Raw genomic sequence first — 22,555 nt, 5'->3', positions numbered from 1 at the left:
CAGCCCCTTCCGTGAATGAGTCCGATGCGCCACCTTCCGCTGCACCGATCCCTCCTTGCCCTGGCCGTTGCCACTACGTTGCCCGCCTTGGCCCGTGCCGAAGAAGCCCCGACCGCCGATATCTCCAGCGAAACCGCGCGCACCGTGGTCGCCCTGGACCAGGTGGTGGTGACCGCACAGAAGCGCGCCACCAACCTGCAGGAAACGCCCATATCGGTCTCCGTCGTCGACGCAGAAGGCTTGAAGGATCGGAGTGCGATCTCGCTGGGCAGTCTGTCCGACGGATCGATCCCATCGCTGCGTGTCACCCCGTTCGCGACCCGCAGCTCGGCGCTCAACATCGGCATCCGCGGCATTGGCGCATCCGGAGACGCCAATCAACCCGCCCGCGATGCCGGAGTCGGCATCTATGTCGATGGTGTGTTCATGGGGCGTGCGCAGGGCTTGGGCAGCATGCTCTACGACGTGGAGCGCATCGAAGTGCTGAAAGGGCCGCAAGGCACGCTGTTCGGCCGCAATACTGAAGGCGGTGCGGTGAGCATCGTGACAAAGCAGCCAACCGGGGAGTTCGGTGGCAGCGTGAGCGCGGGCGTGTCGAACTTTGGTGGCCACACCACCGCACTGCACCTGGATCTGCCGAGGGTGGCGGATCTCAGCTTCAAGGTCGATGCCGTGCAGGCAAAGCGTGACGGCACCACGGACAATCCGATGCGCGGCGAGCGCGATTTCAACGCCTATGACAAGCGCGGCGCGCGACTCAGCGCGCTCTGGCAGCCCAGCGAAGATTTCTCGCTGCTGTACGCCTTCGACAGATCCTACGATGCGACCACGCCTTACCACACGCAGGTGCTGGTCCCGGGTGCCTTCCTCAGCCCGCTGCAGCAGGCCGGTGCCAGCCAGGACCGGCGCGACAGTGCGATCCTGGGAGGACCGCAGGAGGACAATATCGGCCGCACCAGCGGACACCTGCTGAACCTGTCCTGGACCCTCAGCGACCAGCTTGAGCTCAAGTCCATCAGTTCCTATCGCGAACTGACCCAAGGCCAGTTCGACATGGGCCTGGTCGACGCGATCTCGGCCTATGGAGGGGCCGGTACGCCATTCGGACGCTACAGCCTTGCCCAGGTCTACCAGCACCAGTACAGCCAGGAGTTCCAGCTGATCGGCAACACCGACCAGCTGCAGTTCCTGAGCGGTGCATTCTTCTACCACGAGACTGCCGGCGACAATGCGCAGACTCCGAACATGCTGGTGTGGGGGCCGGGTGGCAACAGCTACACCGTCAACCCGGCAACCAATCCGCTGGATCTCTCGAAAGTACGCGTGGACCGTGCCAGCAAGGCATGGACCGACAGCCTGGGGGTATTCGGGCAAGCGACGTGGACGCCGGAAGCGATGGACCGGCTGCACCTGACCGCAGGTGGCCGTTACACACGCGATGACAAGAAGGGCAACCTGTACACCGTCAACGGTGCCGCCACCCAGCTGGCGTTCAACGACCGCTGGAGCCGCTTCGACCCGATGGTCAACATTGCCTATGACCTCGGTGGCCAGGCCATGGTCTACGTGCGTTACAGCACCGGCTTCAAGGCTGGTGGCGCGAATTCCCGCTCGACGAACTACACCGCGTTCGGCCCGGAAGAAGTGACCGCCTACGAGCTGGGTTTCAAGACGCAGTTCTGGGACGACCGCGCCCGTCTCAACGTCGCGCTCTTCGACGCCACGATTGCTCACAAGCAGATGGATTTCTCGTTGCCGTTCGACCCGAACAGCGGCGAGACGCGTACCACGATGGTCACCACCAACGCACTGGGCGATGGCAGATCACGCGGCGCGGAACTGGAGTTCAACGTGATGCCGGTGGACAACCTCACCCTGGCACTCAACTACGCCTACACGAAGATCGATGCGCAGACCGCGGTCGATCCGTTCGGCGCAGGCGTGCAGGTGACCGTGCAGCCGCTGCTGGCGCCGAAGAACGCCGGCAGCCTGGCCATCGACTATCTGGTGCCGTTCGCCAATTTTTCCGCGCTGAAGTTCCACGTTGATGGGAACTGGTCCGACGGCTTCTACACCAGCGAGTACGACCAGATGCTGACCGACCGTTCATTCGTGGTCAATGCCCGCGTTGCACTGGTGGATGTACCCATGAACAGCACTGGCACCACGATGTCGTTCTCATTATGGGCGCGCAATCTGCTCGATGAGCAGCACCTGTTCTACAAGCTCAACAGTCCGGCACTTGGCCAGACCGGCATCTTCAACGACCCGCGCACCTTTGGCCTCGATGTGGCCATCAACTTCTGAAAGCCCTGGAGAACCTCATGAAGACTCGCCCTGCCAGCCTTTTCCTGGCCCTGATGCTCTGCTTGCCGGTGGCCATGACTGCGGTCGCCGCCGATGCCCCGGAGGCCGTGGCTGCAAAGCCGACTGCCACCGCCAACGTGGTGCCTGTCGCCGCCGATGCGTCGCGGGAAATACCGCTGCAGGGAGCATGGAACGTGCGTACCTTCGCCGGTCTGCAGGGCCGCCATGGGCCGATTCCCGCCGAGGCATTCGTGCGCACCGCCGACCTCGGCCGCCTGACCGACGCAGACCGCGACGCGCTGGCCGCGGCCGGGGTGAAGCTGGACATCGACCTGCGTACCGCAGACGAGGAACGGCAGTCGCCGGACCTGCTGGCCCGCGATGAGCGCTTCGACTACCAGCGCATCTCACTGATGGGCACCGAGCAGATGGACCTGCAGAAGATGATGGCCAGCTTCCCCGATACGTTGGGCGATGCGTACGTACAGTGGCTGGGCCAAAGCCAGCCACAGTTCAAGCAGGTGTTCCAGCGCATCGCCGCACAGCAGGACGGCACCGTGCTGTTCCACTGCACGGCCGGCAAGGATCGCACCGGCATCATCGCGGGCCTGCTGCTGGATCTGGCCGGCGTGCCCGAAGCGGACATCGTGCACAACTATGCGATCTCAGCCCACTATCTGCAGGGGCAGCCGAAAGACAGCGCCATGAACGCGCAGATCATGGCGCTCATCAGGCAGAATCCGGAGATCGGCCGCAAGATGGCCGGGATGGCCGGGACCGCGCCGGACAACATGGAGCGGTTCCTGGCGGCGCTGCGCAGCCAGTACGGTGGTGCCGAGGGTTATCTGAAGGCGATCGGGGTGAGCGAGCGGGAGATCCGGCAGCTGAAGATCAGGCTGGGCCAGGCAGGCTGAGCGTCGCCATGACGCGTGCGCGGGGACGCGTTGGATCGCGTCCCCGATCGTTCCCGGCCGTCAGGGCCTGGGTTTCAGCCGCGCCACGCGTCGTCGGTACTGGTAGACGTTGTCGCCCTCGATGCGGGTGGCCTCGGTGCCGCGCACCTGGCCCACCTTCTGGTCCGAGCCGCTGACGGGCGCGGCCTGCACTTCGGTTTCATGCTCGAAGGCGTGTGATTTGTCGGTATTGCGGTAGTAGCGGTACAGCGCCCAGTACAGCGCGGTCGCGCCGGCCGGACCTGCCGCCAACAGCCAGAGGCCACTGTCGTCGCTCATGCGGTCGCCATCAGAATGAGGATTGCCACTGCTTCGATGATCGTGCCGGCCGTAAGGGCTGCCAGCAGCATCTTCCACTGCTGCACGGGCACGCTTCCCATGGTTTCGCCGGTACGCCCGTTCACCGCGATGTAGTGCAGCATGCCGCCGTTGCGGCCGGGCTGATGATAGGAGTACAGCCAGACCGGCAGGTACATGGATACCCAGCGGGTGCCATGCACGTCCAGCTGTTCCTGCTCCCAGCGGACGCCCCGGTTGTAGCCGCGCACCGACGCTTCCACCTGTGCGCGCGCGATCGACAGCAGCTGGTCCTCCAGCCGCGGGCGCAGCGTTTCGACATCGAGATTGCGCTTCTCGGACGTGAAGCCGGCCAGGTAGGACGCGTTCCATTTCACCGCGTTCTTGGTGTCGAACGGCAGAATGGTGTTGATGATGTTGTTGGTGTTGGCACTGATGTCCAGATTGCCGCGCTCGGCAGAGGATTCCAGCGGCAGATCGTCGACGGTGAAGTTCACCTGGCGCTCGATCTGGTAGACATCGGCATCGTATACGGTGCGCTTGTTCTTCTCGCTGCCCACGGTGTATCGGCGGGTCTGGATCTCGCCCTTGCCCGCCACGGCGGCGCTGACATTGCTGTCCACGATCATGTATGGCAGGTACACGCCGACCACGTTCTCGGGCGTGAACTGATCCTTGAAGGCTTTCAGGGCGAACAGACGGCGCTTGTCGACGAACTGGCGGATGCGGGCAACCGCATCGTCCTTGCTGATGTGGAACGGCAGTACCGCATCCGGCACCGCGCCATTGGCGATCTGCTCGTTGACGCCGAACACATGCCGGCACCAGTGGCAGCGCGCCGTCATCGTGCTCTCGGTGTTGACCGTGACTTCGGCACCGCAGCCGGTGCATTTGAAGCTCATCAGCGCCGACGCATCGGCATCGATGTCGCGTGCACCGCTGGCAATGATGGTGCCACGCAGCTGGTCGATGTTCTCGCCCAGACCGAACGCCTCTTCCACCCGGGCGCCATGCCATTCGTGACGGCAGTACAGGCAGACCAGGATGTCCGTGCCGAGCTTGGGCCGGATATCGGTGGCGCCGCATTTCGGGCACCGGTTCAGGCCGTCCTTCAACTCGGTGGCGGAGGTGTCAATGGCCAGCGGGTCCGGGGCGTCCACTTCGTCGCGGATCGCCTGTGGCAGCTGCGAGGTGTCTAGCGGGAAGCTGCCGGGTGGGGGAGGGACGTCCCGCGGAGAGCCCGGACCGTCCAACGCCGCCCCCGGCAACGGCGGCGGTGTCACAGGGCCGGAAGCGGGCAGCGGAGGCGGTCCGTTGCGTGGATCTGACATGTGCGGTTCGCGTCCTGCGGGTTACAGGCCCAGCGCCTTGGCCTTCAACGCATCATAGTCATCCTGGGTGATCAGGCCCAGGTCCAGCATCTCCTTGGCCTTTTTCAGCTTGGCCACCGGGTCATCCGCGGCCGGGGTGGCCGGCTGCTGCATGCCGCCGACACCGAACATGCCCGATGCCATGCCGACCCCCACCAGGCCTGCCGCGCCGCCGTTCTCGCCGGCGGACTGGATGCCCTGGGCGACACTGGCCTGCAGGTTGGAGTTGCCGCGCGATCCGGCCAGCGCGTCGGCGCGCTGCACGGTCTTGAGCAGTTCGCGGGTGGTGGCGTCGTATTCGATGGAGACGATCGCCGTCTTGACGATGGCCAGGCCGCGATCGCTCTGCCACTGGTAGGCCTGCTCGACGGCGGCCGACAGGCTCTGCGCGAAGCCGATCGAATCCTGCTGCAGCCGGGTGATGCGGTTGCCCTTGCCCGGATCGTTGGTGTACAGGCTGAAGGCCGGCGCCAGCGAGCCCACCACCTCATTGAACAGCTGGGTGGCGGCAGCGTTGTCCAGGTCGGTGAAGTCGAACACCTTGCCCGGTTGCAGATAGGCTGCGGGTACGAAGTTCTTCACGAACAGGATCGGATCAACGATCTTCAACGTGTACGAACCGCGGGTGACCGCGCCGACCTGGGTGTTGAGGAAACCGTCATCCCAGTAGATCTCCGACTGGGTGCCGAAACGGTTGTCCGGCAGTTCCTTCAGCGAGACGAAGAAGGCGGCCTGCTGGCTTCCCGGCTGGCCACCAAACTTGAAGCGCTCCCAGCTCTGCTTGATGAAGGTGCTGACCAGGCCATCGCCGGCGAAGAGGGACTGCGAGTTCAGGTCGTCCGAGCGCCATTCGTATCCGCCCGGTTCGGCGACGAAGGCGGTGATCGCACCGTCCTGGAACAGCAGCAGGCCGTAGCCCTCGGGCACGACGATCTTCGAGCCGTTGCTGATGATGTTGGACGACGCGTGGGTATTGGAGCCGCGCCCGGCATTGGTGCCCTGCGGGACCGCAGCGAACAGGGCTGCGGTGGCCGGTAGGCCGGTGGGCACGGTGTAGAAGTCCTTCCACTGGTCGGCCAGCACACCACCGACCGCACCCTTCACCGCCTGTACCAGACCCATGGCCAACTCCCTGTTGTTGCGTGGACAGGCACCATGCCTGTCGAGCCCGCCTGAATATAGCAGCGGGCGGGGGCGGGCGTGCCATCCCTTGCTGAATCAGGCGGCGGGCGGTCCTCGCAGCGCCTGCAGCACGGCCGCCATGTCCAGCCCGCCCAGGCCGAGCCGCTGGGCGCGAGCGAAGAGAGCATCGCTGGCCTCGATCAGCGGTGCCGGAATGCCGGCGTCGCGCGCCGCCGCAGCCACCAGCTGGCTGTTCTTCAGCACGTCGGTGATCGACGCCTGCACCGCATAGTCGCCGCGCACCATCTTGTCGAGCTTGATCCGCGAAACGTCACTGGCCATCGGGCCGGCATCAAGCACCTGCGCGAAGCGCTCCAGCGGAATGCCGTGCGCTTCGGCGAAATGCACGGCCTCGGCCAGGCCGGTCACCAGCGTGATCAGGTACAGGTTCACGGCGAGCTTCATGCGCAATGCCGCGGGAACATTGCCGCAGTGAACGCATTGCCTGCCCAGCGGCGCCACCAGCGCGGAGGCCTGTGCGACGTCCTCGTCTTCACCTGCCAGCAGGATGACCAGCTGCGCGGCTTCGGCCTGCACCCGCGAGCCGGATACCGGGGCTTCCACATAGCGCCCGCCGGCTGCGCGCACCTGTTGTGCCAATGCCTGCGAATAGGACGCGGAGCTGGTCCCCATGTTGATCAGCAGGCGACCGGCAGCACGCGCGGCGAATTCGGGGCTGTCGCGTGCCAGCACGCTGTCGATCGCCGCGTCGTTGGCGAGCATGAGGATGATCGTGCCGCAGGCAGCGAACACGTCTTCAACGCCATCGGCTACTTCGACACCGGCGGCGACCGCCTCGGCGTCGTTGCGGCCCGAGCGCGACCATCCCAGTACCTGGCTTCCCGTCCGCGCCAGGTGCGACGCCATCGGCGTTCCCATCACTCCGAGCCCGATGAATCCGACAGGCATGACTGCTTCCGCTGGGGACAAGGCGCCCATGATGCCGCAGGGCGCCGGCGACCGGCAGGGATTGACCGCGCGCAGTCGGGGACGCAGGCTGGGCCGGCTCATGGCCGCCCGATACCCATCGCCCCTGTCCGCATCCCCGCACGCCATTGAAGGGGTGGCGTGCGCGGGGGATGCGTGGCCCTGCCTCGTGCATGCGGGGAGGCCATGAACCAGAGCCCGGAACTGCTGCGCCGGTTGCTGCGTGCCCGCGACTGCATGGACCGCGCCAGCCACGAACCGTGGCCGGTCGCCCGTCTGGCCGAGGTCAGCGCAGTGTCCGTGGCGCACTTCGCACGCTCCTTCAAGCAGGCGTTTGGCATACCGCCCCACCGCTACCTGCTCAGCCGGCGCATCGAGCGGGCGGTTGCCCTGCTGCGCGAGACCGAACTGCCCATCACTGAGATCGCGCTGGCGACCGGCTGGGTCAGCCTGGGCACCTTTGGCCGCATCTTCCGTGACATCACCGGCGCCAGCCCGGGTGCCATCCGCGAACGCGAGCGCGCAGGGGTGGCGGCGCAGGGTCGGGTACCGGAGTGCCACGCCCGCGCGGCGCGACGCCCTGACCTGAAGACCGCAGTTCTGGAGAAGCGGCGACGCGACAGCGCTGCTAACGTCGCTCCCGACTGAGGGAGGTCCCATGACGAACAGCGTGAATGTGGTCGGCCTGTACGTGCGCGACCAGGATGAAGCACTCGACTTCTACGTCGGCAAGCTCGGCTTCGAGGTGCACACCGATGTGCGCAACGGTGACTACCGCTGGCTGACGGTCCGCAGCCCCGGGCAGGACGGCGTCCAGCTTGGCCTGTTCCGGCCCGGCCCACCGGTCCACGACGCTGCCACCACGGCGAGCCTGCAGCAGTTGCTGGCCAAGGGCGCGATGCCGCCCCTGGTGCTCGCGGTGGACGATTGCCGGGCCACCTACGAAGCTTGGCGACAGCGCGGGGTCGAGTTCACCCAGGAACCGGTCGAGCGCTACGGCGCGGTCGATGCCGGATTCCGTGATCCTTCCGGCAACGGCTGGAAGATGATCGAGGCCCGGTCCGATGCGAGGCGGCGGCCATGAGCCGCGGGCGCGGGGCCGGCCCCACGCTGCATCCGGTTGACCGGATCACGCCACGGCGCCGGCCGCGTGGGCGGCCAGCAGGGCCGGCAGCTCATCCATGCGCGCGAACACCCGATGGACACCTGCGGCGCGCAGTGCCTCCGGGGTGCTGTGGTGCGGCCCGCCCTCGCTGAAGCCGAACACGGTGGCACCCGCGGCCACGCCGGCCGCAGCGCCGGTCACGGTGTCCTCGATCACCGCACAGCGTCGCGGCTCGACGCCCAGCGAAGCGGCAGCGGCCAGGTAGACATCCGGATGCGGTTTGCTGCGCGGCATGTCCTGGCCGCTGAAGACATGGCCCTCGAAGGCGTCGAACAAACCGACCTTGCGCAGCTGCAGCTCCACCTTGTGCAGGTCCGCGCCGGACGCGCAGGCGATGCGGCCGCCGGTGGCGGCGTGGATGGCCCGCACGGCTTCAGGGGCACCTTCGATGGCGGTCAGGTCCCGCTCCAGGGCACGATTGCGCTGCTGGCGGAACTCCTCCAGCCATTCGGCGGTGAAGGGTTTTCCCGTGCGCTCCTCGATCAGGCCGGCCAATCCGGCGACGGACTTGCCGAGAAAGACCTCGCCTGCCTGGGCGGGGGTCAGCAGCCAGCCGCGCGCACTCAGCATCTCGGAGAGCACACGGGCCACCAGCGGCTCGGAATCCACCAGTACGCCATCGCAGTCGAACAGCACCGCATCGAAGGGGTAGGGGGACATCGACAACTCCTGCCAGTGAAAAGCCCATCATTATCGCCGGTTCGCGCAGCGCCGGGTTGCCGGGCTGCGCATGGGATGCCGAGGGCGCGCCGACTACAGGCCCGGTTCCCGTCCCATGCGATGCGCCAACGCGAAGATCGCATCAGCCCCGGCCTGGGCAGCGTCCCTGTCTTCCGGCTGCAGGTCGCTGGTGAACAGGTCCTCGACCGACTCCGGCCCGCACATGCCTGCCTGACTGCACAGGCGGTTGAGCAGCGGAGAGTCGATTCCGCAGGGGACGCCGAGCCGGCATCCTGCGAGCATCCAGGCCGCTGTGGCGACCTCGCTGCCGGCGGGAACGCCCTGCAGCTGCTCGCGCCTGCCGGCTGCCGTTGAACCCATCAGGTTGGAAAGTGCCACGTACGCCTCGCCATCCTCCTGCAGGAGGACGGCTTCAATCAGTGTCCTGTGATCGGCCAGGGACAGATCAGAACGTGCATGCCTGATCTGCTCTTCTATCTGGGCCACCAGACTGCCCTGCCGGGCGGCCAGGCTTCGGTAGTGCCGGACGTTCCTGATGCTCTCGACAGTGCCAGGCGAGAACCCGGCACAGCGCCTCTGCAACCATGCGTGGCTGCGTATCAGAGCCGCACGGCGCTCGGGAGGGATGTCGATCGTCGCGATTGCCGCGGGGTCGAGGAACATCACGCACTCGTCGTAGATCCGGCTCAGGGCCAGGCTGGCGTCGGCGTCGCCGCTTCGCGAGCGCTGCTCCAGGTCGGCGATGAGCAGATCCAGGCGGGCGGCCTCGCGGTAGCGCGCCATGGGTGAAAGCACGGGCTTGGCCTGTCCGGTACCCGCGGCGGCTGCCGACGCCGGCGCACCGTGCAGCGCAGCCTCGGCTCCGGTAGTGGCCGTGGGTGATTGCGTGGTGTCCGCAGACCGCCGCGAGGCGACGACAAGCGTCATCGCCAGGAGGACCAGCAGGGCGGCCACGCACGCGGCCATCCGGAACGGGAACTTCACCATCGACCTCTTCTTGGCAACCGGATCCACCGGCACGGGCAGGGAGCTGTCTGTATGCCTGCATCGGCACGCTCGAGCCTAGCACGCCGCATTCATGTTCAAGCCCGGCGAGACGGGGCGTTCCCGCCATGTTGCGTCGCAAGGTGTCTCCCACCATTCGCACTGGTACGGTCCGGCTCGTCGCACTGCAGCGACGGGGAGAAACGACGATGCGCAAGATGCTGCTGCTGTTGATCCTGTTGACCGGCCTGTCACCTGCCGCCTGGGCGGTGACCGTCACCACCACCCATCAGACGATACCCAGCTGGGACGGAACACCGCTCGGGGTATTCGTCATCCAGCCGCAGGGGCAGGGCGAGGGACGCCTTCCGCTGCTGGTCATGCCCAGCAGTTGGGCCGTTCCCAGCGTGGAATATGTCGGCGTCGCGCAGGCGCTGGCCCAGCGTGGCTATATCGTGCTCAGCTACAGTTCGCGCGGATTCTGGGAGTCGGGTGGGGCGATCGACATCGCCGGACCCGCCACCGTGGAGGATGTCAGCGCGCTGATCGACTGGGCGCTGGACAACACCCGGGCCGATCCCGCCCGCATCGGTGTGTCCGGCATCTCCTACGGCGCCGGCACCAGCCTGCTGGCGGCGGCGCGTGATCCGCGCATCAAGGCGGTGGCCGCACTGAGCGGCTGGGCCGACCTGCAGGCGGCGCTGTACAGCAACAACACGCCCAGCGCGCAGGGCATTGCCCTGCTGGTGGCCGCCGGCCTGGCCACCGGCCGTCCCGGTGAGGAGCTGGCCACGATCAACCGCAGGGTGGTGACCGGCAACTTCCAGGGCGCGGTCGAATCGCTGCTGCCGGTTGCGGCACTGCGCAGCCCATCGGCCAGCGTGGCGGAGATCAACGCCAACCGCCCCGCCATCTTCCTGGCCAATGCCTTCAACGACAGCCTGTTCCCGCCCGGCCAGCTGGTGGACTTCTTCAATGCGTTGACCGGCCCCAAGCAGCTGCAGCTGCGTCATGGTGATCATGCCCTCAACGAGGCGCTGGGTGCGCTGGGCGTGCCGAATGAGGTCTACGCCTCGGTGGGGGACTGGTTCGATCACTACCTCAAGGGCGTGGCGAACGGCATCGATCGTGCCCCGGCCGTGCAGCTGAAGTCGCAGAAGGGCAGCTGGAACACCTATGCAGACTGGCAGGCGACCCGTGCCGGGGCGACCCAGTACGCGCTGACCGCGCCGGGCGGACTGCTGCTTCCCACGGGCGGCCTGGTCGAGAACGGGCGCAGCAGTGGCTGGAGCTACCGCATCGGCAGTGGCCTGCCGACCGCTGCCAACTCCGGTGTCGCGATGGTGTCCGGCTCCCTGCAGATGATCAACGTTGCGCCTGGCGCCTACGTGCCCTTCATCGGCCGCAATGCCGCCGGCGTCTGGCAGAGCCCGGTCTACTGGAGCGCCCGTCGCCTGGACGGCATGCCGGAAGTGCGCGTCACCGTCACCCCAAGCCGGGCCGATACCACGCTCTATGCGTATCTGTTCGTCGAGGACGTCCTCGGCAACGGGCAGCTGATCAGCCACAAGCCGTACACCCTGCGCAGCGCGACCCCAGGGCAGGCCAGCACGCTCGATCTGCGTCTTGAAGCGAGCAGCTGGAACATCCCGGCCGGAAGCCGGCTGACCCTGGTGATCGACACCGTGGACCTGCGCTATGCCGGCGTCAGCCAGCTGGGCGGAACGGTCACCTTCAGTTCCCCGGCCAACGCACCTTCAGTCCTGCGGGTGCCCTTGCACTGAGGCAATGCCGCGTTCCTCGACGGGGACGCGGCCGCGTGCGGCGGAGGAAGCGCACGGCGCCGCTGCCAGCGGCGCCTGCTGCATCCGCGTGCCATGCGCCGCATACCATCGCAGGTCTTCGATGAGGCGGGCGATGTCACTGGCCGACGCCGGGTCTGCCGTGCGTTGGCGCAGTGCCGGCATCAGGGCCCGCGCGATGGCTTCGATGCCACGCTCGCCAGCGATGGCCGCGCTGCCGCAGATGCGGTGGGCCATGTCGCTGGCCTTGCCCCAGACGCCCGCCTCGACCGCGACCTGGAGATCCTGCAGGTCGCTGTCATACGATTCCCAGAAGATCTCCAGCATTCCGCGTGCGATCTCGTCCCCCGGTCCGCGGCCCAGCCACGCCCTGAGCTGGAAGGTGGAGAGAGGTTTGGTCACGACGTGATCGAACCCCGCCTCGGCGCACTCCTTCGCATGTTCAACGCCCTCCATCGCTGAGATCGCCAGGATGCTGGCACGTCCTTGCCGCCGCGAGTGCTCAATCGCGCGGATCCGCCGGCACAGTGCGTAGCCATCCATGTCGGGCAGGTTGCAGTCCAGCAGGATCGAGCCGAACCGAGGAGCCGTCCGGATTACGCGCAGGGCATGCGCAGCATCCGTCGCCAAGGTCACCGACAGCCCCATCGCCTCGATCTGCGCCTTGAACATCCGTGCACTGTAGATATGGTCCTCCACGATCAGTACCGATGGATTCCCGTGCGTGGCGGTCGCCTGCTGTTGGAGTGCGAGCGTGGGAGCGGAAGGTTCGCAGGCTCGCGCGTGACGTGCGGGAAGCACGACGTGGAAGCGACTGCCTTTTCCGGGGCTGCTCTCCACCTGGATGGAACCCCCCAGCCGCTGCGTGATGCGCGAGCAGATGGACAGGCCCAGGCCAGCACCGCCCAGGGCGCGTCCCTGCCGGCTCTGCCAGTAGTCGGAGAACAAGGCGTCGCGCTCCTCGGCACTCATGCCGATACCGCTGTCGATGACCTCGATGTTCAGCGTGCAGTGCCCGGACGTGCCGGCCTCCACCCACAGGCGTACACGTACGTCACCGTTGCGTGTGAACTTGATCGCGTTGGACAACAGGTTGACGACCACCTGCCGCACCACGATGGGATCGATCCACAGATCGCCCGGCTCGCCACAGGGCAGTTCCACATGGCATGTCACGTTGCGCTCGCGCGCCTGCGGGCGGAACGCGCGCACCGACTCCTCGAGCAGGGGGCGCAGCGCGACGCGCGTTGGCTCCGCTGCGCGGCTGCCTCCTTCAAATCGCGAGTACTCCAATGCGTTGTTCAGCAGAAGACTGAGGCTGGAGGCACTGGCCAGGGCTGCATCGAGGGCCTCTTCCTGCTCCGGAAGCACGGGTCCCTTGCCGAGCAGGTCGGTTGCCGAAAGCAGCGCATTGGCCGAATTGCGGATTTCATGGCTGACCACGGCCAGCATCCTTGCCTTCTCCTGCGCGGCGCGTTTGGCCAGATCCCGTGATCGCTTCATCTGGTAGGCCGCGAACGCCAGCGCCAGCAGGACGAGGGCGGCGGAAATCGCTTCCGTCCGGTAGTACAGCAGGATTGCGCCGACCGAGGGCGGCGTGCGGTACACCGTCTCGAGCCAGCCATCGATCACATCCCGGTGATGCGCGACCGAAAGCGCGCGGAGTCCGCTGTCGATGGTGTCCAGCAGCGCCTTGTCCTCGCGCCTGACCACCGCACGCACCACGATCGGCAGCTCCGCGACCGCACCGGACGCGACCAGCGTATGCTGGAAGTATCGGCGGATCACCGGGTTGTACAGCGCATCGGTTCCCAGCGCCGCATCCGCCGCTCCCGACTCGACCGCACCGAGGATCTGCGGCACTCCCGTGAACTCCAGCACCTTGATATCCGGATGATGGCGCCGGATCCAGTCGACGTACTGGCTGCCCTCGCGTACGGCGACCACGTGGCCGGCCAGCGCGCCAAGCGTAGCGAAACCGGGCCCCGCCGCGCGCGAGAACAGCAGTGTCCTGCCCTCGAAGTAGGGTGGCGACACCAGGAAGCGGTCATCCTGCGGAAGATCCAGGTCCATGACCGAAGGCACCAGATCCACCTTGCCCGACTGAAGCTGACGGTAGGCCTCCGTGGGCGATCCGGTGGGTACGAACTGGAAGCGGACGCCCGCGAGCCCGGCGATGTGCATCATGTAGCGATAGGCGGAAGCACCTTTCCCGGTGGCGAAGCCAACCGCACGCCCTCCGTCCAACTGCGGATCGGCGGCCACACGGATGATGCGCGCCTGCGTGGCGTCGTCGTTGCGGGAGGAGTGATGGACTCCCGTGGCAAGCGCGCAGAGCAAAAGCGCGGCTGCAGCCAGCAGCCCGGCCATTCCTGTTGATCGTTTCATCGGCCTTCCAGAGGCGGGCAAAGCACGTGAGCGGATCTCACGGGACGTTGTGCTGAAGAAGCCGTGGCGACGCGGTGCTGTCACCCCGCGGTGCTCCTCCATTTCGGTGCTGGAAGGCTAGCAAAGAGTGCCCGATGCGTCTTTGCAACTAATTGTATTGGAGAACCTGAACGAGCCGTACATCATTCCTGCCCCGGCCCGCTGCCGCCTTCCCACTACACGAGGTGCCAACGCGACCCTGGGCGCGCCCGTCGGCAGACGCGCTCATTCCAGTCCCAACTCCGATGCGAACCTGAAAAGTTCGGCATTGCTGCTCACGCCGAGCTTGCGCATTGCCGCACGCTTCTGGGTGCTGACCGTCTGCTTGGTGACCGCCAGCTCAAGCGCAATCTCATTCACGCCCTTGCCCGCCAGGAGCAGATGTACCACCTGTGCTTCGCGAGGCGAGAGCAGTTCGCCGGCGGAATCGAATCCGTTCACATCGCGGCTGGCCAGGATGGCGGGTGAGAAATACCGGCGTCCCTGGGATGCGGCCAGCAACGCTCTGGCGACATGCCGCAGGTCATCCGACTTGCTGACCACCGCGGCCACCCCGCGCGTGAGCAGAACCTGGATGATCGGCCACTGGTCCAGCGCGGTGAGAACCACGATGCGCAGTGCCGGGTACCTGCTGCACAACGTATCCACCAACGCCAGGCCATCGCAGCCGTCGCCAGCGGGCATGGAGTAGTCGACGACGGCAACATCGGCAGGCTGGACAGCGAGGAGGTCCAGCAGTTCGACGCCGTTTGCAACGCTGGCCAGGCATTGGAATCCTGCCTGCTCATCGACGATCGCCTCAACCGCAAAGCGTGTGATCGGATGATCGTCGGCAATGACAACATCCTCGACTCGGTCTTTCATAGTGTTTTCCTTCGCATTGCGTTTTCGCGAACAGGAAACTTCACGGCCAACCTGACAAGCGTCAACAGAAGGAGGCGCGAAACATGCCTGTCGAATTCATCATCGCCGATGATCACCCCGTGGTCACCATCGGCGTTGCCCGGCTCATCGCCGCACACCCGGACCTGTCCCTGCGGGGGTGTGCCAGGAATTCGAGCGAGCTCGTCAACCTGCTGGCCACCACCAGCGTGCAGGTCGCGGTGATCGACTACTCGATGCCGGGTGGCGAGTACGGAGACGGTCTGTCATTGATCCGCTTCCTCCTGCGACGCTTTCCTCGCACGGCGCTCGTCCTGCTCACCGGGAACGACAGCAGCCACATCATCGAGCATGCGCAGCGGGCCGGCGTGAAATGCATCGTTGCCAAGTCCGATCCGCTGGAGTACCTGCCACCGGCCATTCTCGCCGCGGCGGTCGGCAGGAACCACCTGTCGCCGCGGATGCTCGAACTCGCTTCGCTGCATGAGCAGTTGCCGGGCGTGGTGCTGTCCGGGCGCGAGCTGGAGGTCCTGCGCCTTCTGGTCGAAGGTTACAGCCAGCGCGAGGTGGCCCGCCAGTTGTGCCGCAGCGTACAGACCATTAGTGCACAGAAGCGCTCGGCGATGAAGAAGCTCGGCCTCAACAGCACCATCGATGTCCATCGCTATGCTGCTGCCAATGGCTGGGTGACCTGTGCCGATGGCGGATAGGCCTGCGGCATTTGCAAACTAGTTCGATTGTGGAAGTGAACTGCCATCCATACAGTGACTGCAACTTAACTCGTAGTCCGGGGGAGCGGAATGACCATTGAACTGGATGCCTGCGTAGCCGGAGTGCTTGCACGGTTCGCTGCACTGGATGTCGAGCAGCAGCGGTGGTTCCTTGATTCATTGAACGGCTACATGTATGCGTCCGCGCCGCAGCGGAGGCAGCTGCGCAGCACGTGGGAGAACCACCGTCACGACGAGATGGGCGGTCGCAGCGCCGTGCCCCGGCAGGCCTAGGCGGCCACGCGGGTGGAGTGGGGCGCCCGCACACATCATCGCTGTTCCGTGACGCCCACGATCTGCACCGATTCCCGATACAGTGCAGCAACGCCGGACCTCGCCGCGCTTGCCTGCTCCAGTAGTGTCTCTTCCACGGGCAGAAGCCCGGAGCGACATGCCTGCACCACGTCCTTGCACTCCATCATCATCCACTTCGTCTGACTGTCGTCCATCACGATTCTCGACAGCACGCGCGAGGCTTTGCGCAGTGCGATCTCCCGCGATGTCGCATGGGCACAGACGTAGGCGTAGAGCGGGGGCGCGAGGCCATGGCGATCACGCCGCAGGTCGAACTTCATCAGAAAGCACACACGCATCCGAACACCGCATCTCCGGCCGGGTCAAACGGCGCGCCATCGCGCCGACAGTGCAGCTCCAGCGGGTTTCGCTGCAGTGCAATATGGCAACAGTGCAATCAAGTCCGCGTTCTTTCCATAGAACTTTTATCAATCATTCGTTGCCGAGCTGGCCGGACAGGGCGATCCGCGCTGAACTTCGGAGTTGTTCGATTGAGTGCTCCAGCAGGCGGACATAGCATGGACGGCGCGCCGGCGCAGGAAGCGGCGAGGGGACTGTTACCTACATGGACCATGTCGAGGGGGTCAAGACGATGTTCGCAGCGGGAGCCGGAGTACTGTCGGATCTGCGTCACTGCCTGTGCCGGGACTCCGCAACGATGCCCCATGATGAAGGTGCCATCCTGGGGCCGTCATCTGCATCGGAAGAGGCAGGCGTGCGCAGCCACATTGCCTTCCTGTGCCGATTCCCCGATCGCGATGTGCCGGTGATCACCAGCCGGTTCATGGGCCGGTCACTGACGGTAAGCATCGGGCTGGAGCCCCGTGGCGTCGGTCACGCAGGAAGGCAGGGCGCCGGCGCAGAGCAGCGTGCGCTGCGCAGCGCGTGCGGCCGCGGTCGCATCCATACCGTTGCCATATCCACACGCACCGCCGCTCCGATCACCCTGCACGGCATGTTCCGTTCGGTGCCCGATGGCGAAGGCGTGATGATCCTGTGCGCCGACGATGCGGTCCGCCAGCATGTGATCGCTCTGATGGGCCTGTCGAACCACTGTTCCAGCTGCGGCGCGACCCGCTGATGCCCCGTCACACTGTGCGCACTGCACAGACCTGAGCCGTTCATCCGTTCGGCCCGGAGTTCCGAGTTATTCGGAATAGTTGCATGTTCGGGCAAGGTATCCCTCCGTATCGTAGCGCCCTTCGATGAAGAGCGTGTCGGCAACGCCGCACCCCGACCTCAAGGAAGCTCCGATGAAACGCCTCATTCTGCTGGGCGCAGCCTTGCTGTTGCCCACGTTCGCCAGCGCCGAAATGCCGTCGATCCACGTCGGCGCCATGTACGAGTACCTGTTGCCCGACCAGGGCGCATTGCTGAAGCGTGTCCGCAACAGCGGTGATGCCACGGCATTCGTGCGTGTGCAGGTCACCGAGGTGCGCTACACGGAGGACAACACGCCTTACGAGGTCGATGTGGAGCCGGGTGTGTATGGCGGTGGTGGCAATGCCCTGATTGCCAGCCCTTCGCGCCTCATCGTTCCGCGCCAGGGGCAGCAGGCCACGCGGCTGCTCTTCCACGGCAATCGTGACAAGGAGCGCTATTACCGTGTCCGCTTCGTGCCTGTGCTGCCGAAGAAGGAGGACGAGTTCGCACTGACCGAGGCGCAGTCCGAGGACTATCGCCGTTCCATCGCGGCCGGCGTCAACGTGCTCACCGGTTACGGCGTCTTCGTCATCGTGCATCCGGAAAAGCCGTCGTCCGATCTGCGCACTGATCGCCAGGCCGACCGCACCGTGGTGCACAACGCGGGCAACAGCACCGTGGTGCTCGACAACGTGCGCCAGTGCAGCACCGGCACACAGCCCGGGCAATGCGGCGCCTCGCGCAGGGTGCATCTGTTGCCCGGACGCAGCGAGGCATTCGCACATCTGCCTGGCCAAGACCATCGCTTTGAAATCGTCGAGGGGAAATCCCGTAAATCCGTCCTGCTCGACTAGCAGCTTCCTCTGAAGCTGCGTCCACCGCCGCACACGTCGGCACTTTCCAACCCTGGAGCAATTGCAATGAACCTGAAGTCCATCACCGTGGCCGCCCTGGCCACCCTTATCCTGTCGCCGGCCGTCGCCTTCGCCGATCCGGAGCAGTTCCCGCTGCAGATCAACGTCACGGCCACCGTGCCGTCGCCGACCGGCCTGCAGATTTCCCCGGTGGGTGACTGGGCCGGCGAAACCCAGGACCTGCCGTGGAACATGAGCACGCAGCGCCTGGAGCCGGTGCAGAAGCAGATCGACATGAAGAGCGGCCTGGGCGCGATCACTGCGCACCTTGCCTACGACGCCAAGCTGGCGGCAGACGCCGGTGAAATGCCGATGACGGTTTCCGTGGCCGGCAAGACCCTGGACGTGGGCCCGGCCGCCGCCGTTGAAGTCGCGACTGAAGTCGAGGCTGCGGCTGGCAAGCGTGCCCTCGTGTCCATCGCAGCGGCGCCGGCCGGCGGCGACTACCTGCAGGGCAACTACAGCGGCACCGTTTCGATGATGTTCGAAAGCCGTTCGCCGTAAGCACAGTCCTGTGCAGACCGGGCGCGCCCGCTCCCCCCGGGAGAGCGGGCGCGCGTTACGCACCGGCGGGGCCAGCCGGGGGGGCCCCGCCCCCCGGGGGTGCGGGGGCCCGCGCCTCATTCTGACTAAACAAGAAGCCATCATGTCTCCGCGCACCCTCCCTCTCGCCATTACCCTCGCGCTGTTCTGCACCGCGCCTGCCGTGCTGGCTGCCGAGGGCGCGCTGGACACACTGAACCTGCTGGAGCAGTCCGATGCCCTGCCGGATGACTTCCGCGATCACTTCTTCGATGTGCCGCTGGTGGTCCGGGTAGAGCGGGACGGCGAGTATCTCGGCGACGCGCGCGCCGTGCTTACCCGCGACAACGCGGTGTCGTTGCTGGAGTTCACCGATGCGCACGGCAGCACCCAGCCCGAGAGCGAGCGTGAGCGTTGGCTGGCCGTGCTGGCCTCCCCTCATGCCCTCGGCCCGTGCACCAAGCCGTGCCGCGATGGGCTCGCCGGCCTGCACTACAGCCTCGAGAGCTCCCTGCTTTCGATCGCCTCCGAAGCGGCCGGCCAGGCGTTGGCGGTGCAGCGCCACCTGTCGCTGCCTGATTCCGGCAGCAGTGGCCTGATCCTGCGCCACCAGTTGAATGCCTACGGCGGAGAGGGCCAGCGGGCTGCCGGTCGCTACGCGCTCGCCGCACAGGGCAGCGTCGGCAACTGGACACTGGACGCCAGCTACCAGGCGGACCGCAGCGGCGAGGATGATCGTCGCGTCCGCCATGTCCTGCAGTCACTGCACGCGCAGCGTGAGTTCAAGGACCATTTCCTGCGTGCAGGATGGTTCCTCCCGAATTTCGACGGCGTTACACGGCAGCCCCGTGGCGCCGGACGCACCCGTTTCACCACCTTCGGGGTGATGGCAGGTTCGTCCGATACGCTGCTGGTGGACAGTCGTTCGCCCAGCCTGTATCCCGTGTATGTCACCGCCAACCGCGAAGGAAGCGTCGAGGTCTACCGCGACGGCAGCCTGATCCTGACCCAGGCGGTCCGTCCGGGGCTGCAGCAGGTGGAGACGCGACGTCTGCCTGGCGGCATCTATGAAGTGGAACTGCGTGTGATCGAGGACGGGCGCGAGACGTCACGCACGACATCCATCATCCACAAACCCGCCCAGTGGCGCGATCCCAGCCGGCGTTGGCGCTACAGCGCCTTTGCCGGCGTGCAGGACAGCCTGCTGGACAGCTTCGATGATCCCGGCGCGGGCCGGCCCGCCGTGGGCGGCGTGGTCAACTATCTTGCGCATCCACGTGCGGTGCTTGGCGTTGCTGTGCAATCCATCGGGGACGAGCGCTCGCTTGCCGGTTCAGTCGACTGGCAGGTCAACGACTGGGCCAATGTCTACACGAACGCCTATACCTCCAACCGGACCGGAAAGGGCGTGGACCTGCAGGGCCTGCTGCGCTACCGCAATGGCAGCGTGGTCGCCTCGCATACGCGGAGCTGGCAGGTGCAGGGCGACCTCATCGAGCCTCCGCCGTTTCCCGGGTACACCAGCGCGCCCGTGCGCGAGGGCTGGTCGCGCACCTCGGCAGTCGGGGTCAATCACGGGTTCGGCCGGCATGGCCAGCTCTCGGCCCGGATCTCACACAGCCAGGGCATCAGCCGCGGCACCGGCTTCGACCTTTCATTCAGCCGTCGGCAGACGCTGTTCGGCAGTGACGCCAACTGGCGGGCTTCGGTCTTCGATCGCCCCGGCAGCATCAGCTCGGGCCTGCGACGCAATCGTGGCGTGGAGTTCACCCTGAACATCGCGCTCGGCCAGGATGGGCGCCGCTACAGTGGCAGCCTTGGCTCACGGACCGGGGCCCGGGGTGGCCGTGACGTCTACGCCAGCGCAGGCGTACAACAGCGCTTCGCAGACAGCATCGTGCACAGTGTCGCCGGGCAGGTCACCGTGGACAGCACCGGCATCGGCCTGGGCGGCAACGCCCACTTCGAGTCGGCTGCACTGCGCGGGGATCTCCATCTGCAGCGCTCTTCGCTGGACGGTGGTGTGAGCGGGGGCGTCAATCTGGAGAGCACGCTTGCCGTGGGCGGAGGCTCCCTGGCGATCGCAGGCGACGGCCAGGCCAGCATGGTTGACACCGGCATGATCATCGATGTGCGTTCGGACCTGGCCGGCGCCACGATCCGTGCCCATGACAGCCGTGGCGGTTCCCATATCCTGCGCCCCGGCCGCAATCTGCTGCCGGTGTCCGCCTACAGGCCCGGGTCGATCCAGCTCGACTTCGATGATCACCATGCGCCGGCCGCCGCGATCCAGCCGTCGGTGCTGCCCTATCACCTCAACAAGGGCGGCATCGCCTACAACCAGGTCGATGTCGTCAGCACGATCACCGTGATGGGCCATCTGCAGGACTCGCAGGGGCGGCCGCTCGCGGGTGCGCACGTGGTCAATCATGCCGGGCGCAGTGTCGCCGAGGCCGATGGCTTCTTCGCCCTGGAGATGAACAGCCGGATGCCGACGCTGGTGGTGCGTCATCCGGACATCAGCGCATGCAGTTTCGAGCTCGATGGCCGCACAACCCGCCCGCGTGGGGAGATGTGGATGGCCGGCATCCTCAGATGTCCACCTTCGGCCTTGGCCGCACAGGCTGCGGCCGGCCATGCTGGAGAAGCGCCATGATGTTCCTTGCGCACTACCGCCTTCTTCGCCGGCTTGCCCTTGGCATGCTGATGCTGCTGCCCGCGCTGGCCGCGCAGGCGGGCGACGTGTACATCACGGCCGAGTTCAAGCCGGACCTGGCAAACCCCAACCAACGGGGATTCGTCAATACCACGCCGTGGAGCGGGGTCTGCGCCAATGCGCATATGGCGACCTGCATCGCCAACAACTGGTGGAGCATCGATACGACCGTCCGTGGCAGCAAGGAGGTGATCCGCAATGCGGACTACGGCCCGGATGGCTTTTATATCGCGATGCCGGCACCGCGCACCGTGACCGTCACGTCCGAGGATGGCGCCAGCAGCTTCGACCTTACCCTGCGGGTGATCGGGGCGGCGATGCGGTTCACCGACGAGGACAGGGACGGGGCGTCGAGCGGGTTCTACTCCAGCGGCGGACCGAACAACTGCTCGTATGGGGTGACAGGATCAAGTGCCTATACTGTCATGCGCATGCTCCTGCGCCGCGACGATGGACAGGGCGCCGTCGCCTGCGGCCTGCACTGGGTGAACACCAACAACTATGCCATTCCAGCACTGGATTTCGTCTATGCGCTGGAAACCCCGGCGCCGCTGGAGATGCGCAGTGGCATCTACACCGGTTCGACCCGCTTCTCGTTCGGGGGAACCGGGCAGGGCAGTGACTTCGACCTCGGGCACCGGGTATCCCTGTCCGACAGCCTGGTGAACGTGCATTTCCGCCTGGAGGTGCGCCACGCGTTCCGGTTGGATGTGGCCCCTGGCATGGATCACGCGGTGCTGGCGCCCAGAGGCGGGTGGAGCCAGTGGACCGACCATGGCATCGCACCGGCGCGGCTGCAGCAGGAAGTTCCGTTCCACATCAGCAGTTCCGGCCAGTTCAGTGTCTCGATGCAGTGCGAGCACCTGCAGGCAGACGGACGCTGCGGGATCCGCAACACGAGCGTTGATGCCGATGACGTTCCGTTGGATGTCAGCCTGACATTGCCGGGTTTCCGTGATCGCGCGAGTGGCCGCCAGGTGGTGGATCTGCCGCTGCGGGTGAACCAGCCTCCGCCTGTATTCACCGCAGATGCCGTCATCATCGGGCGTTCGTCGACGCTTCGGTTCGCCGTGAACGGCGAGCCGGTACGGAAGATGCTGGACCACCCGGGCACCACGTATCAGGGCAGCGTCACCGTGGTGTTCGACGCAGATCCATAGCGCTGCGACGTGTGGTGTCTGGCATCATCGGCAGAGCATTCGGACGAGTGCTCTCCATC

Annotated in this window: 21 protein-coding genes; 12 read left to right on the top strand and 9 right to left on the bottom strand. The window is 66.1% G+C overall.

From position 1 onward, the window contains the following. Window positions 1-24 precede the first annotated feature (24 nt). Both IMX13_RS04125 and IMX13_RS04120 read left to right on the top strand, forming a co-directional pair. Window positions 25-2,307, top strand: a complete 2,283-nt coding sequence (locus tag IMX13_RS04125) for a TonB-dependent receptor (protein WP_193395824.1) — start codon at window positions 25-27, stop codon at window positions 2,305-2,307. 17 nt (window positions 2,308-2,324) lie between these two features. Continuing rightward, a complete protein-coding gene (locus tag IMX13_RS04120; protein WP_193395823.1) occupies window positions 2,325-3,221 on the top strand; it encodes a tyrosine-protein phosphatase in 897 nt (298 codons plus the stop codon). Window positions 3,222-3,281: 60 nt separating this feature from the next. Here the strand turns inward: IMX13_RS04120 and IMX13_RS04115 are convergent, their stop codons facing one another. The 4 genes from IMX13_RS04115 to IMX13_RS04100 form a co-directional block, all read right to left on the bottom strand. Continuing rightward, window positions 3,282-3,539 (bottom strand): hypothetical protein, encoded by a 258-nt coding sequence (locus tag IMX13_RS04115; protein ID WP_053515893.1) that lies wholly within the window; start codon window positions 3,537-3,539, stop codon window positions 3,282-3,284. Further along, window positions 3,536-4,888 carry a hypothetical protein gene (locus IMX13_RS04110; protein WP_065176084.1) on the bottom strand — a complete coding sequence of 451 codons (1,353 nt, stop codon included), beginning with the start codon at window positions 4,886-4,888 and terminating at the stop codon, window positions 3,536-3,538. The genes IMX13_RS04115 and IMX13_RS04110 overlap by 4 nt, the downstream gene beginning before the upstream one ends. Before the next feature lie 21 nt (window positions 4,889-4,909). Further along, entirely contained in the window at window positions 4,910-6,049 is a 1,140-nt protein-coding gene (locus tag IMX13_RS04105) for an SPFH domain-containing protein (RefSeq protein ID WP_193395822.1), read from the bottom strand. Window positions 6,050-6,145: 96 nt separating this feature from the next. After that, the gene (locus IMX13_RS04100; protein ID WP_193395821.1) at window positions 6,146-7,018 is read right to left on the bottom strand and encodes an NAD(P)-dependent oxidoreductase; all 873 of its coding nucleotides are present in this window, start codon (window positions 7,016-7,018) and stop codon (window positions 6,146-6,148) included. A gap of 204 nt (window positions 7,019-7,222) precedes the next feature. On the opposite strand from IMX13_RS04100, the gene IMX13_RS04095 reads away from it, so the two are divergent. Together IMX13_RS04095 and IMX13_RS04090 are read left to right on the top strand one after the other, a co-directional pair. Next, window positions 7,223-7,684: a helix-turn-helix transcriptional regulator gene (locus IMX13_RS04095; protein ID WP_065182306.1), complete on the top strand. Its 462-nt coding sequence runs from the start codon at window positions 7,223-7,225 to the stop codon at window positions 7,682-7,684. A 10-nt stretch (window positions 7,685-7,694) separates the two neighbouring features. Then, window positions 7,695-8,120: a VOC family protein gene (locus IMX13_RS04090; protein ID WP_053515885.1), complete on the top strand. Its 426-nt coding sequence runs from the start codon at window positions 7,695-7,697 to the stop codon at window positions 8,118-8,120. A gap of 45 nt (window positions 8,121-8,165) precedes the next feature. Here the strand turns inward: IMX13_RS04090 and IMX13_RS04085 are convergent, their stop codons facing one another. Together IMX13_RS04085 and IMX13_RS04080 are read right to left on the bottom strand one after the other, a co-directional pair. Then, window positions 8,166-8,861, bottom strand: coding sequence for an HAD family phosphatase (locus tag IMX13_RS04085; RefSeq protein WP_193395820.1), 696 nt, complete (start codon window positions 8,859-8,861; stop codon window positions 8,166-8,168). A 93-nt stretch (window positions 8,862-8,954) separates the two neighbouring features. Next, window positions 8,955-9,869 (bottom strand): hypothetical protein, encoded by a 915-nt coding sequence (locus tag IMX13_RS04080; RefSeq protein ID WP_193395819.1) that lies wholly within the window; start codon window positions 9,867-9,869, stop codon window positions 8,955-8,957. Between the two features lie 206 nt (window positions 9,870-10,075). On the opposite strand from IMX13_RS04080, the gene IMX13_RS04075 reads away from it, so the two are divergent. After that, window positions 10,076-11,650 carry a CocE/NonD family hydrolase gene (locus tag IMX13_RS04075; protein ID WP_111186921.1) on the top strand — a complete coding sequence of 525 codons (1,575 nt, stop codon included), beginning with the start codon at window positions 10,076-10,078 and terminating at the stop codon, window positions 11,648-11,650. Here the strand turns inward: IMX13_RS04075 and IMX13_RS04070 are convergent. Together IMX13_RS04070 and IMX13_RS04065 are read right to left on the bottom strand one after the other, a co-directional pair. Further along, window positions 11,624-14,038 carry an ATP-binding protein gene (locus IMX13_RS04070; RefSeq protein ID WP_193395818.1) on the bottom strand — a complete coding sequence of 805 codons (2,415 nt, stop codon included), beginning with the start codon at window positions 14,036-14,038 and terminating at the stop codon, window positions 11,624-11,626. The genes IMX13_RS04075 and IMX13_RS04070 overlap by 27 nt on opposite strands. 282 nt (window positions 14,039-14,320) lie before the next feature. Continuing rightward, the gene (locus IMX13_RS04065; protein ID WP_065182300.1) at window positions 14,321-14,959 is read right to left on the bottom strand and encodes a response regulator transcription factor; all 639 of its coding nucleotides are present in this window, start codon (window positions 14,957-14,959) and stop codon (window positions 14,321-14,323) included. An 83-nt stretch (window positions 14,960-15,042) separates the two neighbouring features. Here IMX13_RS04065 and IMX13_RS04060 point away from each other — a divergent pair, with 83 nt between their 5' ends. Together IMX13_RS04060 and IMX13_RS04055 are read left to right on the top strand one after the other, a co-directional pair. Further along, entirely contained in the window at window positions 15,043-15,687 is a 645-nt protein-coding gene (locus tag IMX13_RS04060; RefSeq protein ID WP_065182299.1) for a response regulator transcription factor, read from the top strand. Between the two features lie 90 nt (window positions 15,688-15,777). Then, window positions 15,778-15,981 carry a hypothetical protein gene (locus tag IMX13_RS04055; RefSeq protein ID WP_193395817.1) on the top strand — a complete coding sequence of 68 codons (204 nt, stop codon included), beginning with the start codon at window positions 15,778-15,780 and terminating at the stop codon, window positions 15,979-15,981. A 35-nt stretch (window positions 15,982-16,016) separates the two neighbouring features. Here IMX13_RS04055 and IMX13_RS04050 read toward each other — a convergent pair whose 3' ends face one another. Beyond that, window positions 16,017-16,322: a hypothetical protein gene (locus tag IMX13_RS04050; RefSeq protein WP_154582308.1), complete on the bottom strand. Its 306-nt coding sequence runs from the start codon at window positions 16,320-16,322 to the stop codon at window positions 16,017-16,019. A 434-nt stretch (window positions 16,323-16,756) separates the two neighbouring features. Here IMX13_RS04050 and IMX13_RS04045 point away from each other — a divergent pair, with 434 nt between their 5' ends. The 5 genes from IMX13_RS04045 (at window position 16,757) to IMX13_RS04025 (ending at window position 22,496) form a co-directional block, all read left to right on the top strand. After that, complete coding sequence (locus tag IMX13_RS04045) at window positions 16,757-17,122, top strand: hypothetical protein (protein ID WP_193395816.1); 366 nt, start codon at window positions 16,757-16,759, stop codon at window positions 17,120-17,122. A gap of 172 nt (window positions 17,123-17,294) precedes the next feature. Further along, window positions 17,295-18,038: a molecular chaperone gene (locus IMX13_RS04040; RefSeq protein WP_193395815.1), complete on the top strand. Its 744-nt coding sequence runs from the start codon at window positions 17,295-17,297 to the stop codon at window positions 18,036-18,038. Window positions 18,039-18,104: 66 nt separating this feature from the next. Continuing rightward, window positions 18,105-18,602, top strand: coding sequence for a CS1 type fimbrial major subunit (locus tag IMX13_RS04035; protein WP_193395814.1), 498 nt, complete (start codon window positions 18,105-18,107; stop codon window positions 18,600-18,602). A gap of 142 nt (window positions 18,603-18,744) precedes the next feature. Next, window positions 18,745-21,276, top strand: coding sequence for a TcfC E-set like domain-containing protein (locus IMX13_RS04030; protein ID WP_193395813.1), 2,532 nt, complete (start codon window positions 18,745-18,747; stop codon window positions 21,274-21,276). Next, a complete protein-coding gene (locus IMX13_RS04025) occupies window positions 21,273-22,496 on the top strand; it encodes a hypothetical protein (protein WP_193395812.1) in 1,224 nt (407 codons plus the stop codon). Before IMX13_RS04030 ends, IMX13_RS04025 begins: the two co-directional genes overlap by 4 nt. Window positions 22,497-22,555 lie beyond the last annotated feature (59 nt).

It is taken from the genome of Stenotrophomonas sp. B2 (assembly GCF_014947095.1).
Taxonomy (GTDB): domain Bacteria; phylum Pseudomonadota; class Gammaproteobacteria; order Xanthomonadales; family Xanthomonadaceae; genus Stenotrophomonas; species Stenotrophomonas maltophilia_P.
This window is presented reverse-complemented; position numbering and strand designations above follow the sequence as displayed.

What these genes read in the sequence shown, in the direction of transcription:
- IMX13_RS04125 (WP_193395824.1), top strand. Translation starts at nt 25, where the DNA reads ATGCGCCACCTTCCGCTGCACCGATCCCTCCTTGCCCTGGCCGTTGCC.
- IMX13_RS04120 (WP_193395823.1), top strand. Translation starts at nt 2,325, where the DNA reads ATGAAGACTCGCCCTGCCAGCCTTTTCCTGGCCCTGATGCTCTGCTTG.
- IMX13_RS04115 (WP_053515893.1), bottom strand. Translation starts at nt 3,539, where the DNA reads ATGAGCGACGACAGTGGCCTCTGGCTGTTGGCGGCAGGTCCGGCCGGC.
- IMX13_RS04110 (WP_065176084.1), bottom strand. Translation starts at nt 4,888, where the DNA reads ATGTCAGATCCACGCAACGGACCGCCTCCGCTGCCCGCTTCCGGCCCT.
- IMX13_RS04105 (WP_193395822.1), bottom strand. Translation starts at nt 6,049, where the DNA reads ATGGGTCTGGTACAGGCGGTGAAGGGTGCGGTCGGTGGTGTGCTGGCC.
- IMX13_RS04100 (WP_193395821.1), bottom strand. Translation starts at nt 7,018, where the DNA reads ATGCCTGTCGGATTCATCGGGCTCGGAGTGATGGGAACGCCGATGGCG.
- IMX13_RS04095 (WP_065182306.1), top strand. Translation starts at nt 7,223, where the DNA reads ATGAACCAGAGCCCGGAACTGCTGCGCCGGTTGCTGCGTGCCCGCGAC.
- IMX13_RS04090 (WP_053515885.1), top strand. Translation starts at nt 7,695, where the DNA reads ATGACGAACAGCGTGAATGTGGTCGGCCTGTACGTGCGCGACCAGGAT.
- IMX13_RS04085 (WP_193395820.1), bottom strand. Translation starts at nt 8,861, where the DNA reads ATGTCCCCCTACCCCTTCGATGCGGTGCTGTTCGACTGCGATGGCGTA.
- IMX13_RS04080 (WP_193395819.1), bottom strand. Translation starts at nt 9,869, where the DNA reads ATGGTGAAGTTCCCGTTCCGGATGGCCGCGTGCGTGGCCGCCCTGCTG.
- IMX13_RS04075 (WP_111186921.1), top strand. Translation starts at nt 10,076, where the DNA reads ATGCGCAAGATGCTGCTGCTGTTGATCCTGTTGACCGGCCTGTCACCT.
- IMX13_RS04070 (WP_193395818.1), bottom strand. Translation starts at nt 14,038, where the DNA reads ATGGCCGGGCTGCTGGCTGCAGCCGCGCTTTTGCTCTGCGCGCTTGCC.
- IMX13_RS04065 (WP_065182300.1), bottom strand. Translation starts at nt 14,959, where the DNA reads ATGAAAGACCGAGTCGAGGATGTTGTCATTGCCGACGATCATCCGATC.
- IMX13_RS04060 (WP_065182299.1), top strand. Translation starts at nt 15,043, where the DNA reads ATGCCTGTCGAATTCATCATCGCCGATGATCACCCCGTGGTCACCATC.
- IMX13_RS04055 (WP_193395817.1), top strand. Translation starts at nt 15,778, where the DNA reads ATGACCATTGAACTGGATGCCTGCGTAGCCGGAGTGCTTGCACGGTTC.
- IMX13_RS04050 (WP_154582308.1), bottom strand. Translation starts at nt 16,322, where the DNA reads ATGAAGTTCGACCTGCGGCGTGATCGCCATGGCCTCGCGCCCCCGCTC.
- IMX13_RS04040 (WP_193395815.1), top strand. Translation starts at nt 17,295, where the DNA reads ATGAAACGCCTCATTCTGCTGGGCGCAGCCTTGCTGTTGCCCACGTTC.
- IMX13_RS04035 (WP_193395814.1), top strand. Translation starts at nt 18,105, where the DNA reads ATGAACCTGAAGTCCATCACCGTGGCCGCCCTGGCCACCCTTATCCTG.
- IMX13_RS04030 (WP_193395813.1), top strand. Translation starts at nt 18,745, where the DNA reads ATGTCTCCGCGCACCCTCCCTCTCGCCATTACCCTCGCGCTGTTCTGC.
- IMX13_RS04025 (WP_193395812.1), top strand. Translation starts at nt 21,273, where the DNA reads ATGATGTTCCTTGCGCACTACCGCCTTCTTCGCCGGCTTGCCCTTGGC.